This window comes from Burkholderia sp. PAMC 26561 (assembly GCF_001557535.2).
Taxonomy (GTDB): domain Bacteria; phylum Pseudomonadota; class Gammaproteobacteria; order Burkholderiales; family Burkholderiaceae; genus Caballeronia.
In genome coordinates this window covers 505926-522583 of sequence record NZ_CP014306.1, presented here as the reverse complement: position 1 = coordinate 522583, position 16658 = coordinate 505926, and the positions used below count along the sequence as shown (strand labels likewise).

9 protein-coding genes are annotated in these 16658 nt (G+C 55.8%); 5 read left to right on the top strand and 4 right to left on the bottom strand.

What is annotated here, in order from left to right; all coding sequences use genetic code 11:
• Positions 1 to 55: 55 nt before the first annotated feature.
• Together AXG89_RS02380 and AXG89_RS02375 are read right to left on the bottom strand one after the other, a co-directional pair.
• On the bottom strand, positions 56 to 1177 hold the full coding sequence (locus tag AXG89_RS02380) for a glycosyltransferase family 4 protein (protein ID WP_062167568.1): 1122 nt from the start codon (positions 1175 to 1177) through the stop codon (positions 56 to 58).
• 111 nt (positions 1178 to 1288) lie between these two features.
• Positions 1289 to 2740, bottom strand: a complete 1452-nt coding sequence (locus tag AXG89_RS02375) for a mannose-1-phosphate guanylyltransferase/mannose-6-phosphate isomerase (RefSeq protein WP_062167566.1) — start codon at positions 2738 to 2740, stop codon at positions 1289 to 1291.
• 509 nt (positions 2741 to 3249) lie between these two features.
• On the opposite strand from AXG89_RS02375, the gene AXG89_RS02370 reads away from it, so the two are divergent.
• The 5 genes from AXG89_RS02370 to AXG89_RS42730 all read left to right on the top strand — a co-directional run bounded on the left by AXG89_RS02370 (position 3250) and on the right by AXG89_RS42730 (position 9798).
• The gene (locus tag AXG89_RS02370; RefSeq protein WP_062167564.1) at positions 3250 to 4434 is read left to right on the top strand and encodes a glycosyltransferase family 4 protein; all 1185 of its coding nucleotides are present in this window, start codon (positions 3250 to 3252) and stop codon (positions 4432 to 4434) included.
• A complete protein-coding gene (locus AXG89_RS02365) occupies positions 4380 to 5375 on the top strand; it encodes a UDP-glucose 4-epimerase family protein (RefSeq protein WP_236873367.1) in 996 nt (331 codons plus the stop codon). Before AXG89_RS02370 ends, AXG89_RS02365 begins: the two co-directional genes overlap by 55 nt.
• A gap of 8 nt (positions 5376 to 5383) precedes the next feature.
• Positions 5384 to 6376 (top strand): MraY family glycosyltransferase, encoded by a 993-nt coding sequence (locus tag AXG89_RS02360; protein ID WP_062170222.1) that lies wholly within the window; start codon positions 5384 to 5386, stop codon positions 6374 to 6376.
• 16 nt (positions 6377 to 6392) lie between these two features.
• A complete protein-coding gene (locus tag AXG89_RS02355; RefSeq protein ID WP_236873366.1) occupies positions 6393 to 8234 on the top strand; it encodes a polysaccharide biosynthesis protein in 1842 nt (613 codons plus the stop codon).
• Between the two features lie 1381 nt (positions 8235 to 9615).
• Positions 9616 to 9798: a hypothetical protein gene (locus AXG89_RS42730; protein WP_062167559.1), complete on the top strand. Its 183-nt coding sequence runs from the start codon at positions 9616 to 9618 to the stop codon at positions 9796 to 9798.
• Positions 9799 to 11748: 1950 nt separating this feature from the next.
• On the opposite strand, the gene AXG89_RS41970 is transcribed toward AXG89_RS42730, so the two are convergent.
• Positions 11749 to 12093: a hypothetical protein gene (locus AXG89_RS41970; RefSeq protein ID WP_162916000.1), complete on the bottom strand. Its 345-nt coding sequence runs from the start codon at positions 12091 to 12093 to the stop codon at positions 11749 to 11751.
• 754 nt (positions 12094 to 12847) lie between these two features.
• A complete protein-coding gene (locus tag AXG89_RS02335; protein WP_162915999.1) occupies positions 12848 to 13303 on the bottom strand; it encodes a hypothetical protein in 456 nt (151 codons plus the stop codon).
• Positions 13304 to 16658: the final 3355 nt, after the last annotated feature.

Below are 16658 nucleotides of genomic sequence, written 5' to 3'. Positions count from 1 at the left end.
CTTTCTTGATTTTGAGTTCATGTCTGCCGCAGATCTGCTTCAGCGTTTCGAGGCGTTACAAACGCAGAGGGCGGCGACTAACCAGGCGCCGATAAAGTTCCACGTAGCTAGCGACCATTTGGTCCGCTGTGAACAGCTTCTTAAATCTTGCCCGGGCGTTCGCCCCTAGCCGCGATGAAAGCGTCTCATCCCCCCAAAGCCTCCCCATCGCCCCCCTCAACGCCGCCGGATCGCTAGGCGGCACCACCAGCCCTGTCTCTTCATCCACATTCACATACGAAGTCCCGGTCCCGATCTCGGTCGATATCATCGCTTTCCCGAACATTGCCGCTTCGAGCAGCGAGATCCCGAACGCCTCGGACCTCAAATGAGACGGAAACGTCAGCGCATGACATAGCGTAAGCAAGGCGATCTTGTCGTCGTCACCCACCGGCCCAACAAAATCCACGTTATTCAGCTTCAACTGTTCCGCCTGCGCCCTCAGTTCCTGCTCCACCGGCCCCGACCCAACGATCACCGCCCGGAACTCGGTTCCCTGCAACGCATCGAGCAGGACATGCAGGCCTTTGTAGTACCGCAGATTCCCGACAAACAAGAAAAACTTCGGCCCCGCACGCTCGCGCCAATACTGCAGTTTCTCGGCCGTGGGCTTTGCATACGAAGTCTCATCCAGTCCGATGGGAATCACCTCGACCTTGTCGCGATACCGCTGCAACACGTCGCTCGTCGCCAGATAGTTCGGCGATGTAGCCACGATCTTGTCCACGCTTGCCAAAAACCTGTCCCGCAACGGCTTGTAGAACTGCAGCAGCACTTTCTGCCGCACGATATCCGAGTGATACGTCACAATCGAAGGCTTGTGCACGCGCGAAGCAAAATGCACGACATCGGCGAACGGCCACGGGAAGTGATAATGAATCAGGTCGGCGTGTTCGGCCAGTTCACGAAAGCGCCGGAACGCCGCAAGGGAGAACGCCGACGATGCAATCTCCACATCGAGTTTGGCGCGATGGTGCAGGTGGTCGCCAAAGTCGACCGTGCTCGTATCCTTCGATACGGTCAGCACTTCGCTCGTCACGCCGCGTTTGGCCGCGCCCGAACATATCTGGCCGATGAGTTCCTCGACGCCGCCCATCGAATCGGGCTTGTACGTCTTGTAGAAGTGTAAAACGCGCATAAATCCCGCTGAGGGGCCGGCGCAAGACATCTTGCCGGCAATGAAGCAATGCAAGGCGCCGCCGCGGATTCGACATCCTCAGCGGCGTTTGCCAAATGACGCTAAAAGCAATCAGGCAGGCACGCGCCCATAAACATCCTCGAAGCGGACGATATCGTCCTCTCCCAGATACTCGCCACACTGCACTTCGATCAGCACCAGATCCATCACGCCAGGATTGATCAGCCGGTGCTTGTGTCCCGCCGGAATATAAGTGGACTCATTCGGCTGCAGCGAAATGACCTGCTCGCCATTGACGATGTCCGCGCAACCACTCACCACGATCCAATGCTCGCTGCGATGATGATGCATCTGCAGCGAAAGCTGGGCGTTCGGCTTCACCACGATGCGCTTCATCTTGAAGCGATCGCCTTCTTCCAGCACGGTGTACGTGCCCCACGGGCGATGCACCGTCCGGTGCAGCTTGTAGGCATCGTGATTGACTTTCTTGAGCTTGGCGACGATCTGCTTCACGTCTTGCGCCCGGTCGCGCGTGGCGATCAGTAGGGCGTCGGCGGTATCGACCACGATCAGGTCCTGCACGCCCACCGCGCCGATCATCCGGCCGTTTTCGCTGCGAATGAAGCAGTTATCGACTTCATACAGCTCGGCGCCGCCGTGAATGCGATTGCCGCGTATATCGGGCGCGGTCAGCTCGCTGATGGCAAGCCACCAGCCGATATCGCTCCAGCCTATTTCGCACGGCACGACATTGACGTTGTCCGAGCGCTCCATAACCGCGTAGTCGATGGAAATATCTTCCGCACGGCCAAACTGGGCGCCATCGAGTTCGACCGTATAACCGTCCTTCGAAGTGCTGCGCTTGGCTTTATTCACCGCGGCAATGGATGGTTCAAGGACCGTCGGCGCGTGCTTGCCAAGTTCGGCCAGCATGGTCTTGGCAGTAAAGCAGAACATGCCCGCGTTCCAGAGATGCCGGCCGTCGGCCACGAGTTCTTCGGCTACGCTCAACTGGGGCTTTTCGACGAATCGCACCACTTTATGCATGGCCTCCGCGCCCGGCAGCGGCGCGCTGTCGAATTCAATGTAGCCATAGCCCGTCTCCGGCTTTGTCGGACGGATGCCGAATGTGACGATGCGGCCCTCCTGCGCTGCCCGCGCGGCGTCCTGCACAGCGGCGCCGAACGCGGCTTCGTCTTCCACCAGCTGGTCCGCAGGCATCACGAGCATGATCGCGTCCGCGCCATGCTGCTCGCGCACGACTTCCGCCGCCACGCCGATTGCCGCCGCGGTGTTGCGCGCGGACGGCTCAAGGATGAAACCGAGCTTGCTCACGCCCGATTCAGCTTCGACGCATTCGTCCTTGGTCAGGAAATAGGTTTCCCGGTTGGTGACGATGACCACTTCGCCGGCGTTCGCCACGTGCGATGCGCGCAAGAATGTCTTCTGCAGGAGACTTTGCCCATCGGCCAGTTTCAATAGCGGCTTCGGGAAGGCTTCGCGGGACACCGGCCACAGGCGGGTACCTGCGCCCCCACAAATAATCACGGGAATGATGTTCATTAACGCTCAGGAATGACTGAGTTGGGGCACTGAAGCCGCGATTTTAGCGGATTTCGGAACACCGATGCCCCTTTCAAGAACATCTCGTTACCGTTGTTGCAGCAGGGGAACCGCCCCTGGCTCGCCGCGTCGCGAGGGTCTTGTTACTGTGTGGACAGTTTTCTTGACACGTGATCACCGAGGCGCGGAGCGTTGCGCAGGCGCACGCGACCCGCTCCGGTGGGTCCGCAAAGACGGGGGAAACAGGGGCCGGTGTGTTAAATTTCGACGTTTCGCCCGGGCCGGGCGAAACGCTGTGAAGCGCAGCGGGAAGGGATTCGGGGAAACACGGAACAGGTCCAGTCGGTCAGCAAACGAGGACGGCTTCATTCATTCCATTCTTGGCCCGGTTGCGATCGCGAGCCACATGTCTTGCGGACAAGGTCGATGGCGGCGATCCCGCCGTCGTGACCCCGGTTCGCCGCTCATAAGCCCATCAAGCTGCCACAAAGATAACTAGACATTCACGCATGAAACTGCTTTTCGATCTCAACTCACTACGCCCACCCCGGAGCGGCGTCGGCTATTACACCCAGCATCTGCTGGAAGGACTGACCGACACGCGGGATGTGCAAGGGCTGGCAGGCTGGGTGGGCACGCAGTTGTTCGAAGGCGAGCGACTGCAGGAACTGATCAACCAGCGGGTTCCGTTGAGCAAGGGCGTGCAGTTCAGCGAGGGCATCAGGGCGAAAGTGATGCAAAAGGCGCGTAGTCTGCCGGGCCTTTATCGAAGCAGAACCATCTTGCGGGCAGTCCTGTCGCGTGAATTACGCGACGAGTACGCACGTCGCGGCTTTATCTATCATGAGACGAACTTCGTGGCGTCGCGCTACAAAGGCCCGACCGTGCTGACTATCCACGACCTTTCGCATCGGCGGCATCCGGAGTTTCATCCGCGCGTGGCGGTGGAATATCTCGACCGCGAGATCCCGAAGTCGTTGCGCCAGGCGCAGGTCGTGATTGCGGACAGTCATTACACGAAGAACGATATCGTCGAGATCTACGGCGTTCCCGAGTCGAAGGTGGTCACCATTCATCTGGGCGTGGAACCGGCGTTCCAGCCGTATCCCGAAGAAATGTGTGCCGATGCCCTCGCGCAACTCGGACTGAAACATCGCGGGTTCGTGCTGTCGGTGTGTACGTTGCAGCCGCGCAAGAATCTGCTGCGGCTTGCCGAAGCGTTCGCGCGTTTGCCGGCCGATATGCGCAGCGCGTTTCCGCTCGTGCTGATCGGCGCCGATGGATGGCATAACGCCGCGTTGATGCGCGTGATCGAACCGCTCGCACGCGACAATCAGGTCGTGATGCCGGGCTACGTGCCGCGCGAGAATCTGCTGAAACTGTATGCATCGGCGGCTTTGTTCGCTTATCCGTCGTTGTTCGAGGGCTTTGGCTTGCCTGTTGCCGAAGCCATGGCGAGCGGCGTGCCGGTACTGACATCGAATAACACATCGTTGCCGGAAGTATCGGCGGGGGCCACTTGGGAAGTGGACCCGTATTCCATCGATGACATCGCCGCCGGCATGGAGCGCCTGCTCGGCGATCCAGCGCTGCGCGACGAACTGATCGCCAGGGGCTTGCGCCGGGCGGCAGAACTGACATGGGACGCTACCGTCGCTCAGACTTGCGCGGTGTATCGCGGGTTGTCGGCATGAGGATCATCGTGAGCGGGGCCAGCGGTTTCGTGGGGCGTGCGACGTGTGCAAGTCTCTGCGATGCAGGCCATGCCGTGACCGCGCTCGTGCGGCGTCTGGGCGGTTGCGACCCGCGCGTCGACGAACGGCTGATTGCCGACGACAACTTCGCGAGCCTCGCGCCGTTGCCTGCAGCCGATGCATTCGTGCATCTCGCTGCCCGCGTTCACGTGATGAACGACAGCGCCAGCGATCCGATGAAGGCGTACCGCGCCGTGAATGTAGAGGGCTCGCAGAACGTGGCGCGTGCGGCGCTGGACGCCGGCGTGAAGCGATTTGTATTCGTGAGCAGCATCAAGGCGCTGGGCGAGGGCGAACCCGGCCGGCCTTGGCGCGAGGACGACACCCCCGCGCCGGTCGATCCCTACGGCATCACCAAGCTCGAGGCCGAACGCGTCCTTGCGAATTTCGGCCGCGAGCATGGGATGGAGGTGGTCAGCCTGCGCCCGCCGCTGGTCTACGGCCCGGGTGTGCGAGCCAACTTCGAACAATTGATGAAAGCCGTCGAGCGCGGTGTTCCGCTGCCGCTCGGCGCGGTCCAAGCGCATCGAAGCATGATCTACGCAGGCAATCTCGCCGATGCCATTCGTTTTGTCGCAACGCGTTCCGAGCCGACGACGGGCGTGTACCACGTCACGGACAGTGACGACCTGACGGTCCCGCAGATGATCCGGTCGCTCGCGCACGCGTTTGGCAAACCTGCGCGTCTGTTGCCGGTGCCCCCTTCGTGGTTGCACGCGTTGGGCCGGATTGCCGGGCGTTCTGCGCAGATCGATCGACTGACGAGCCCATTGCGCATGGACAGCACGCGGCTTCGGACGGGTCTCGGCTGGACGCCGCCTGTTTCGGTAGCGGAGGGCATCGAAAGGACTGTGCGCGCTTATCAGGAGGCGCACCGGTGAGCGCGCCCATGCTCTTGTGCATTGCCGCAGCCATTGCGGGCGTGGTCAGCACCGGCATCCTGCTGTTGTTATTGCGCACGGGCTGGGCGTGGGATATTGCTGTCGATATCCCGAATCACCGCTCCCTGCACGTGCGGCCCATTCCGCGGGTGGGCGGCTGGGGCGTCGTACCGGGTTCGATCCTCGCCATTGCGCTTGGTGCGCCATCCTTTGGCTGGATCGCATTGGGGGCACTAGTGCTGGCCATCGTGTCTCAGATCGACGACCGGCGTGGCCTGCCGGCCCGAATCCGCTTCGCGGCGCACTTGCTGGTGGTTGCGGCGGCCGTCGCATGGAGCGCTGTCGATATCGCCTGGTGGCTTGCTCTTCTCGCCGTCATTGCGTTGGTGTGGGTGGTGAATCTCTACAATTTCATGGACGGTTCTGACGGGCTTGCGGGGGGAATGGCGGTATCGGGCTTCGGTTTTTATGCCGTTGCAGCGCTCGCTGTGCAGCCTTCGCTTGCAACGGCCGCGGCGGCAATCGCAGGCGCCGGTATTGGATTCTTGATTTTTAATCATCATCCGGCCAAGATATTTTTAGGCGACGCCGGTTCCATACCGCTTGGCTTTCTCGCCGGCGCGCTTGGTTTCTGGGGCTGGCAGCACGGCGTGTGGCCCATCTGGTTCCCGGCGCTGGCGTTCGCGCCTTTTGTTGCCGATGCAACGGTGACGCTCTGTCGTCGTCTCGTCCGGGGCGAAAAAGTGTGGCTGGCGCATCGCGAGCATTACTATCAGAGGCTGGTACAGATTACCGGAAGCCATACCCGGGTTGCCGTGGCGTATTACTTGCTCATGATGGGCAGCGGCGGGGTGGCGCTTCTGGCACTTCACCTGCCGCCCGTAGCGCAATGGGTGCTGTTTGCGGGCTGGTATGTTGTTCTGGCGCTGGTTGGCTGGCAGATCGACCGCAGTTGGCGGCAATTCACCCTCACTCAAAATAATCATAACGATGCGAATTAAGCCCTCGTGGCTCTCTATGGCTGCATTTGGATTCGACATCGTGGCGGTGGTCGTCACGTGGTTGGCCGCGTACGCTCTTCGTTTCAACGGCTCGGTTCCCGACGATTTCTGGCATGGCGGCATCAACGCGCTCGGGTGGGTGGTCGTGATCTATGCCGTGATGTTTCGCATCTTCGGGCTGTATCGCGGCATGTGGGTGTTTGCCAGTTTGCCAGACCTCATGCGGATCTCGAAGGCTGTTGCGAGCGGGGCGTTGGTCGTGATGATCGGCGCCGCGATGCTGCAGCCGGTGCCTATCATTCCGCGCTCGGTTCTCATCGTTTCGCCGTTGCTGCTGTTCATGGCGACGGGCGGCTCGCGCGCGTTGTATCGAGCGGTGAAGGAGTTTTATCTGTATGGCGGCCTGATCGGCAAGGGCAAGCCCGTGATCGTGCTCGGCGCCGGCACTGCCGGTGCTAACCTCGTACGTGAACTCGCGCGTTCGAGCGAATGGCGGTTGGTCGGTCTTCTCGACGATGACCCCGCCAAACGCGGCCGCGAAATCCTGGGCCACAAAGTGCTGGGGTCGATCAGCGAACTGCCGCTCTGGGCCGAACAGCTCAAGGCCGATACCGCGATCATCGCGATTCCATCGGCGTCGGTCGATGCTCAGCGGCGCGTCGCGACCATGTGCGTTCGCGCCGGCGTCAAGGCGATGGTCCTCCCCGCGCTCACCATACTGACGCAAGGTCAGGCGTTCCTCTCCCGCGTCCGGCAGATCGATCTCGAGGACTTGCTCGGCCGTGAGCCGGTGAAGATCGACATGCCGCACGTCGAAGCGTTGCTGCATGGCCGTGTTGTGATGGTGACGGGGGCGGGTGGTTCTATCGGCTCGGAACTGTGCCGGCAGATCCTGCGCTTTTCGCCGGCGCAACTCGTGGCCTATGATCTGAGCGAATACGCAATGTATCTGCTCGTTGAAGAATTGCACGAGCGGTTCCCGGGTCTGTCGGTGATTCCGGTGATCGGCGACGCCAAGGATTCGCTGTTGCTTGACCAGACCATGTCACGCTTCGCGCCGCACATTGTGTTTCACGCGGCTGCGTACAAACACGTGCCGCTGATGGAAGAGCAGAACGCGTGGGCTGCGGTGCGCAACAACGTTCTCGGTACGTTGCGCGTTGCGCGCGCGGCCATTCGTCATCAAGTCCGCCATTTCGTTCTGATCTCTACCGATAAGGCCGTCAACCCTACTAATGTCATGGGCGCGAGTAAGCGGCTCGCAGAGATGGCATGTCAGGCGCTGCAGCAGACCGCTCCGCACACGCAATTCGAGACGGTCAGATTTGGCAACGTTTTGGGCAGCGCGGGCAGCGTAATCCCAAAGTTCCAACAGCAGATCGCTAAGGGCGGCCCAGTCACAGTGACGCATCCGGAGATCACGCGCTTTTTCATGACCATCCCTGAGGCTGCGCAATTGGTGTTGCAAGCGTCTAGTATGGGACGCGGGGGCGAGATTTTTATACTGGATATGGGCCAACCAGTGAGGATCGTAGACCTCGCGCGAGACTTGATCCGTTTATACGGTTTCACTGAGGAGCAGATTCGGATTGTTTTCACGGGTTTGCGCCCAGGCGAGAAGCTATACGAAGAATTGCTCGCTGACGACGAGACCACTACCCGTACACCGCATCCAAAATTACGAATTGCGCAAGCGCGCGGGGTCGCGGATCATTTCCTCGATGAACTGCTGCCGTGGCTTATGCAGCATCGCGTGCTGGCGGATGAAGAAGTGCGTCGTGACCTGCGGCGTTGGGTGCCTGAATATCAAACGTCTATGCAACCGGTCTTGCAATCTATTCAGTCTGCGAATCGGTAATCCACCTCCGCATGCGACTTCGATAAGATCCGGGCTCGGCAGGCTTAGCCGCTAGGGAGTCTGTTCAGATCCCATCCACCTCTGTTTTACTGTGAGGCGCCCTAGCACGTTACTTAGGACGTTTTCCAACAAAGTCCGCATCGTCGGGGACATGCAACCTTCTTTTCGACGCAGCCGCCGTCCATCGGTTCGCTCGCGTTAGTAAAGTCCTTCATCAAAAAGTCATCGGAGTTCGACTGTGGACCTGAGGATATAGTAGACACTATGTAGTCCAGATTGATAGGTCACTACTCAACGCTAAAGCGCCGGAGATTTATTTTCGTGGAGGATTTAAAGGAAGCTACCGTAAAAGGCACTCGACAGCATCTTAGCTCCGGGATCTGGCAAGGATCTCCGCAAAGTGTCAGGGCTACGACCTAGTTTCTCGAGACGTTGGTATGCGCAGCCTCTAAATATTTGACTTCATACTGGACGCGACATCATTAGTCGGCTCTCCATATGGTGAGCGAAAACAACCGGATGGAAAACCTATGTCGCCCTTCGAGTACGTACGTGCCGCATATCGCCTTCGCCGTAAGCTCGCGCTTGAACTACTTATGTTATTGGCGCTCGCTGTAATTGTCACCTATCACTTAATGACCGGTTCAGTGTTGGACTGCATCTTGCGTTGAGTCCAGAGGCCACCCCAGCCGGTGGAGATGGGTGACCCTCGATCATCAACACTGCCCTGCAGTGGTCGACGAGATACATATATGCTTTCAAATTTTCGAAGATGTGGAGGAATAGTTTCGAGGTAGCCTGTCGTCCACTTAGAATGTCCCCGTCAGAGCATCACGGCTATATGTATTAATACGTCTCCTTTCTAATGCTACTAACGCAGCGCTTGCTGCGAGGGCCCGCTAGTGATAGAACTCCGTGCCCACTTCATCTTTTTGCGTCGCGCGGGATGTTGCTGAGATAATAGACGTCAAGTGGTGTATTGCATCTTCGCTAACCTGAACGAAATTCACACGAACTCTGGTTTTATCAGAAATTTCGTTATGCAAAACAAAGGAGGGCGGTGTCGTTGAATCTAAAAGGCGGTGCCCTTCTTCGTGCTGAATTGCCGTCTCCCGTTCCACCAAAATTGCCCACGGTTAAGATGATTCTTATCTCTCAGAGCTGTCTGAGCTGCGAGGTAAATTCGTAATTATCTAAATACCTTAGTTATCCTATTTGTTTGATACGCTGATTTACCAATACGCATGAATTTTCGCGATCTGCGATCACGCGTCGACTAATCGGGATGTAAAGCGGTGGCTTTATACCGCACTTGTGCCAGCCTTGACTTTCGCCGTGGTCTGCGACGATGAAGATATCGGGTCTGCTATAGGAGCACCCGATGTCAACTATCGATTGGAGCAATACTATGACGTTACTAACAAGCCTTCGCGAGCTTGACTGGACTCGCGGCATTCAATTCTGGATTCTTATTGCAGCGAGTTTCTCAGCATCCGAATCTATCGTTTTGTTCTGGCGTGCGGCGGTCGTGGGCCGTAAGGGCGGGGACGACAATGTACAGTAAATTTAAAGGGCTGAATTGGATGTTTCGTCGAGCGATTTTCGCGGTGGTGTGCTATTTGATTTTCGCCGTTGACGTGGGTTTCTTCCCCAAGAGCGATTTTACTGTTTGGCTCATGTTGATTTCGTTGAGCGGCGTGTATCTTGCAATTGGCCTAGGGCGACCAACGCTCCTCTTCCTTCGCTTGTTGCTAAAACTCATGATCTTTTTACGTTATTGGTGAGCCGTCTACCTAGCAGAAAACGGCTAGGTTCACCTTACGCGCCTTACTTTTCTCGATGCCGCAGCGTTGGCGGAATCTTGGCATGAGGCCCTGGTTGTACGAATATGAATGACGCAGCCACTTGCGGTGATTAACGGACGAAATTGCACAAGTGGCCGCTTTTATTCTCACGGTCCCGGGCATGGGGGACGCGCGTGACGGGTATCGACGATGATAAACTTGTCGCGACGGGGACTTATGACGCTTTCACCTGCTTCAGGTCGACCGCAGCAGGTCGCGCCGGACATGGGCAAGACGCTGTTGCTTTACCTTTCTCTGATGTCACTGTCCACAAAGTTGTGCCCCCGTATGCTTGCCACCCCGGATAAGGTGAGGCTTTTAAAATTTGGCCTCCGCGGTGTGCGCGGTGTTCCACTAATATTTATTCTCCAAAACCAAAAAGTCCGATTAAAAATCAAATAGATCCTGGCGAAAAGTGTTTGAAAGAATTGAGTTAATCACTATAACGCCCACTTGTCGGTGGACACGCGGCCAGCTTTTGCAATAAATCGATGGTACAACGTGACTTTGCAGTCGAGGCAGTTATCCCGCTAAGCGACAAGCGAGTGTGCAGCAAGGCGACAGTGATACCCACCAATTTATCTGGAACCCTGATCCAAGATATGGGCCGCACGAATGCAAAGTCGAAAAAAGTGCACAAAGTTGATGCAAGACTACGTCAGGTCGTTTCCTGTGCCTTGTCGCATGTCCTTTGGCGTTCAGTTCATGAGGTCAAAAAGGAACTCAAGTTTTTAGCCATCTTGCCGATAATCGGATGTGCCGCCTGAGTCTCGACGTCTTGGAGATCGCACCGCAGTTCGCTGCCTGCTGTCTCCGAGTTGCTCGAAGTAAAGAAACCCGCCTCTGGTTGGGCGGCGGCCATCGCGAATCCCGTTGAATGTGCATGCCGTTCAGAGGAACAGAATTAGCCAAAAAATGTAAATTCTGATTAAAAATCATGATGATAAAAATTGTGATCGCGAAAAAAACAGGTTATACGGCCTATAGGGGCCTTCTTCGGTTAGAACGCCCCGATGGCTTGTGTTAGTTAGCGTTTTGGATCTGTTTTCTCCGAGTGAATTAACTGATTACTAACTCGTAAGTTTCTCGCGTTGGTAAAACGAGAACTGTATCTCCTTCGCCCTCGTTGAAACCTCTTCCTCTATGCAGCAGCGACCACGATCGCGGAGACCAAAAATTCTGTTCTGCGGCAGTGCTGGACTGTTTTTGGACCGTTTGTAACCCCCCCCGGCTTTCTCTCTCGAATTCTTTTGTTTTCAGAGGGTTACATTAATTGAGGTAGTTCCGGGGGGTTATACGCCGTATAAGGGGGGGCGAAATCTGCAGGAAATAGGCAATAGCACTTGATAGGGGCGCGCGAAATGTTGTGGCGCTACGGAGCCAACCAATTAAGCAAAGGACTGGTCATGGCGTGGTAGCTGATGATCAGACCAAGTAAAGCTGCGGCTGTCAGTTCGACTTTCAACTCAGCGCGGTATTGCTATGCTGCGCGAATGTACTCGATCGGGATCATTGGCATTCTCCGGTAAGTCGCCCAGCCAAAGTGCAAGGCGTTGACTTATCATGACGCGTGGCTGGGGATGTCCAGGAAACTCCGGACGGCTTATGTCGCACACAAACGAGAAGGGTTACCCACGATCATTGCTAGGGCACGTTCTTAAGCCACTATCTCAAACGATCGACGTCCTGCTGTCGCGATAGCCGCGCTGCAAGCGTGTCAACCAAAGACCCGGATTGGCACCGGAATGATTCCAACCAACATGAGCAACACCATTAATAGACAAATTTCCTTGCAGCCCAATATCGAAATCCGGAAACGACTCGCTCGATATCGCAAAGGCTTTAAAAGCCGGACAGGCACGCGGAGAGTGGCGCACCATAACCGATGGTGCTAAAGGGCTTAAGGTGCCGAGGACTACCGTCAGCCGAGCGATGTCGATAGATAAGCTGCCTGACGAGGTTAGACGATTGTTTATGGGCGATACGTTGACCCCTGCGGTCGGGGCAAGACTCATTGCGATTCAGAACGAAATCGGGATGTTGCAACTCAAATCGAATGCGCGAAACACAGAGCGTTGCAGTGCAATAAGACCTGCAAAGACCGTATTACATGAGCTAGATCTTTCTCGCAGTACATGGCGCGAGAAGGTCAAAATACACGTACGACCAGGGTATCAAAATAGGTTTTTGAAGATTGAATGCAGTCATATGATCGTGGCGTTGCTCTACCGGAAAGAGATTGAAGCAGCCATCAGGCAAATCATAAAGAGGAGGCGCGACAAAAGAGATGTCACTGAATTGTTTTCGAAAGCGGAGCTCGCGCAATACATGTCGAATTTCTCGAAGGCCCAGATCGATGAGTTGAACTCCTCCCGCTCTCAGGGCGGAGGCTGAAACTTCACCTGGTGAACCGTTGTACTCGCGCCGAAAGCGCGCGTTTGTACACCTTGGTACACGATCCCCGTCCACTAGTAATCGTTCTCTAGTCTAGTCTGCTAAGGCGAAACTGGGCGACATGCTGCCATGGCGGGTTGCAACGCTTGAAGCGGCTTTGCTGGTTTGCATCCGGGTCGTCCTTCGTTAAAAAAACCGCGCCCTGATGGGCGCGGTGCGTTGTAGCGTCAACATTGCGAAAGCAAAGTCGGGTGCGACTTATCAGGACGCGGTTGACTTCGATGGCTCTAATCGATCCTACTGGTCATTGTCAGATCTTTACCAGCATTAGCCGTTAGGAGGGTGCGATAGCGTTCATCGCAAGTGGAATGCTCGTTAATCCATTTTGCAGTACAAACCTACGATGCCAAGGAGACTGGCGCAGACCAAAAAACTTGCCACGTCTGCAGCGGCGGTAAGATTCCAAGTCGTGACGGAAGACGCGCTCCAGCATGCCCCCGCGAACGATGCGATGCTAAGGAGATGAGCCAAGTGGCCGTTCGCGTGCCGCTGTCTTCTATTAGGCTGGAAGATTGATCGAAGTGCACCGACGCGCATTGGATCGCTCTCGGAACCGAGGGTGAGTTCCCCATCGCTGCCATGGACCACTGGGAGATTGCGCCCGTTCAAATTGATCGAGATCATGGGTGCATCCTCGGTTTTCGCCATTTCTAAAAAGATTACTGTCAGGCGGGAGCTGAAATGCACCTCGTGGGTCGCTGGATCCAGCGAAACGCGGTCATTGATGATAGTGCCGCATGAATATCGGATCGTCACTGGAACAAGCTTCATTACGTTAAACCTCTTCGGAAATGCGAGCATTCTCCCCAACGGGAGTTCTCCCGCGGGGTTAGCGCTACAAATTAAACAGCGCGGAAAAAATGCTGAGGGGGCTGGCCAATTACAAGAGATCAATCTTCGGAGCGACGATTGCAGGATCGTCGCGACGAGCACACTTCCGCTGTCGGCTAGTCGCTGGCAGCTTCAGTCGATACCATCTAAAAGATTGCTTAAAATACGAGCGACGAGACGTAAAAGCTTCGCCGGAGTTCGATGCGCGTCAGCGCGGGGATTCACAGAGTATAGAGTTCCGACGACGTGTCTTAGTTTGCAAAGCTCGCAAAAACCATATGCCTTTCCACTCGAACCGACAATTTTGGCATTTCCGCATACCGAAGGCGGACGATCTGCGCAGTCCTACGAGCCCAATTTTCAGCCCCCTTATACCTCATGATTACCCCCATCTTGGCGTGCGAAGGCTTGAGTCGATGCTTGTAAACAAGAGGAAGCAAGATTGGCTGATTGGCTTGTGTGCATCCTGTTTGTCGATACTGCCGATAGGGCTGTGGCCGCGTAGTTGGCTTCACGTGACGTGCTTATTTAACTTGATTACGTTTCCAGTGCGGCAGACGCGCGTAATTTGGGTAGATTGAAGCTGCCCCCCGCACGGCGTATAACCGTCGAAAATAGGCGTCGCCGCAATTTATTGTTTTAATTAAGAAATCGCTCGTTAAAAAGGGGGCTAGTTTGAGAAATCTGTAGATCTTTGTCCTGCAGAGGTGCCCACTGCTCGATAACTGTCCGCTGACGATGGTTGACACCGGCCTTTCAAATGAAACGCGCCGCGTTCGTTAGCCAGCATATAAAAACTTCCAGAGATGGCCCGTACCGTGCCCTCTCACTCATATTTGTCAAGCAGTGCGGGCGTGCCAGTCGAACCCGAAGCATATCCAATCTCAACTCGGGAAGCCAATCTCCATCGCGGCATGCGCACTGTGCACTGCAAGCGCTTGTAACCTGGGGCTGGCTCGCCGGTTGTCCAGTCACTAACCGAGGTTCTCATCTTCGCTTCGTTTCTAGCCGAGAAGCGACGCGGACGAGTTTTGCGCAAAATATGGCGTGCCGCTGAGCTTGCGCTCAACAAGGGATTCGCAAAAGGTCGGGCCAGGAGCCTACACAAGGTGCGATGAAATTTGGTGCCCACTGGGATTGGTAGCTCCTTGACTTGACCCGCATGTAATTGCCGCTGTTGACGCGCCGTTCATTCTTGATCGGCTATCTCGAACGTCTGACGACAGGGAAATGCGCGCCGCCGTTTGCGCAATGCCGGCGCCGTAAATCTCGGAATATATCCTCACGCCTAGCACCGGCTTCGCAAAGAGTTCCCCTTTGAAACATTCACAAAAGCGCCTTTAGTTGAATCCTCAGCTATCTACGCAATTTCACGCGCTATGATGGCCTAGATGCGTAGGTGAACCGTTTGCAAACTTTGGAACACATCATGATGTGGTCAGATTGCGCATGAAAAACTAATAAATATTTGATTATTATAGAAATTTACCGGTTTTCTTGCCTGGTGCGGTCTGGACACGACACGCTTAAAACGTCGCACCACTTGAACCCCACGTACCGGTTCCGGTCATCATTTCCAAAGCCCGCATACTTAATTGGAGGCGAGGCGGTCGTGAGATTGACGATAAAGCAACCTCGGATTCGCTCATTCGTTCATCTGGACAATCCCGCGCGCTTACACCTCCCATACCTTGTTCGGCACGGGCGGCCTCCTGCGCTTCGTTGGTTTGCCCGCCAGTTACAGAATGTGCGGTTCTCTCGATATCTTCCTAGCGCGTTCGCGAGCACCGAACACTAAAGCAAGCCCCGAAGAAATAGATCTGAGCCGATCGCGCGTGAAGCTCTCCGCACGAGACAATCGGCGCCCGGCATTCGTATCCGCTGTCTCGGGCACAATCACGCCCGGTGTGCAATTCACAACCTTGTGTGCACGCTAGCCAAAGCTGGACGAATCTCACGCCTCGCGTTCCTTCGCCAATCGATGGTCTGCGTTTCCCGAGACCCCTCATACGGCATATAAGGGGTAATTGAGAAAGCTATGGAAAAACATATCCCTTTCCGAGAGAAACATTACGAAATACTGTCAGATCTCAAATAATCTCTGTCCCGCCCGGGAGATAATGTCCTTTAGGCGACGGTGCCTCTGTGAAAGTCGGTTCCGGCTGTTCTCTTCCGAATGTGCGCTGTCCAACTGGAGCAGGCGCGTTTTCGCGGTGAGCACAAACTAAAAAATCACGACGACTGCTCGCCTGACGATTTCAGCCGGCAACAAGTTGGTGAATAGTGCAGAAGCTCCAATCCACGCTTGACAGGGCTCACAGAGCTACAGCGTGTCGCAGTCTTCGCGATACTGATAGCTCTGGCTTCCGAAGCTAGCCAATACTGCGGGCGCACCACAGTATTGGCAAATGAGGTTGAGGTAGCGGCTTGACCGGACGGGCGACGCGTATGGTGATCTGGGTTTCAGGAGACCCTGATCGGCACTCAGGGTCTCGCGACATGTTATTTTTTCTAAGTTTTTGATTATAAATAAGAAGATTCGAAAAACACCTCGGATAACAAAATAAAAAATCTGGAAAACGTTTTTCGGGCATTCCGGGGCGTCCGCCATCTGTTTTGACCGGTCGGGTGCTGCAAAGAGATACGTTTTATAGCGTCTTTGTGAGAAAGACCCTGTACGGCGATCAGGGTGTCGCCTCTTTCAAACCACGCAAGGTGCAAAGGGGCGCTCGATTGCCCCAGCAGCCGCATCCAAATCTCTGAACCGCTAAGGCCAGCTTTGACGCGCTATCGACATTTGCTCTCGAAGTATCCGGGTGGGTGTTAAGAAAGCCGCCCTCGACGTTGGCACAGGCGGATGCGCAATTGGACGTCTGCACGCGATACTCCGCTTCCAGAATACATGGCGCACTGGCGTACATCTAAAAAAATCGCGGACTATGCACGGTCGCGGCATGCAATCCGATTGCCCTCTTGAAAGGGTGGGCAATGAGCGACGAGAAAAAAACGACGACGGCCGCGGTCGGCGATGAGTGATTCAATCCAAAGACGCGAGTGCCGCAGGCCATTGCAGGTTAAGCGCGCCGTCGTCGCCTTGACATTGCCGCCAAGCCGAGAAGATGGATTGTCACCAATGAATCTTTCTTCCAATGCGCACAAATCATGTTTCTGCCTCCGCTTCATGCATTGCCCTATTTGAACGTATCGTCGTCGCCTCGTGTCGGTTTCATCAAGCAGTCACCATGAGTAGGACGCAATCGTATTCATACAAAAATTTTTTAAGATATTTCAATAG

Bases quoted from the DNA above. Each gene is read 5' to 3' on its own strand.
- AXG89_RS02380 (WP_062167568.1), bottom strand. From the start codon at position 1,177: ATGCGCGTTTTACACTTCTACAAGACGTACAAGCCCGATTCGATGGGC.
- AXG89_RS02375 (WP_062167566.1), bottom strand. From the start codon at position 2,740: ATGAACATCATTCCCGTGATTATTTGTGGGGGCGCAGGTACCCGCCTG.
- AXG89_RS02370 (WP_062167564.1), top strand. From the start codon at position 3,250: ATGAAACTGCTTTTCGATCTCAACTCACTACGCCCACCCCGGAGCGGC.
- AXG89_RS02365 (WP_236873367.1), top strand. From the start codon at position 4,380: ATGGGACGCTACCGTCGCTCAGACTTGCGCGGTGTATCGCGGGTTGTC.
- AXG89_RS02360 (WP_062170222.1), top strand. From the start codon at position 5,384: ATGCTCTTGTGCATTGCCGCAGCCATTGCGGGCGTGGTCAGCACCGGC.
- AXG89_RS02355 (WP_236873366.1), top strand. From the start codon at position 6,393: ATGGCTGCATTTGGATTCGACATCGTGGCGGTGGTCGTCACGTGGTTG.
- AXG89_RS42730 (WP_062167559.1), top strand. From the start codon at position 9,616: ATGTCAACTATCGATTGGAGCAATACTATGACGTTACTAACAAGCCTT.
- AXG89_RS41970 (WP_162916000.1), bottom strand. From the start codon at position 12,093: ATGAGTCTTGCCCCGACCGCAGGGGTCAACGTATCGCCCATAAACAAT.
- AXG89_RS02335 (WP_162915999.1), bottom strand. From the start codon at position 13,303: ATGAAGCTTGTTCCAGTGACGATCCGATATTCATGCGGCACTATCATC.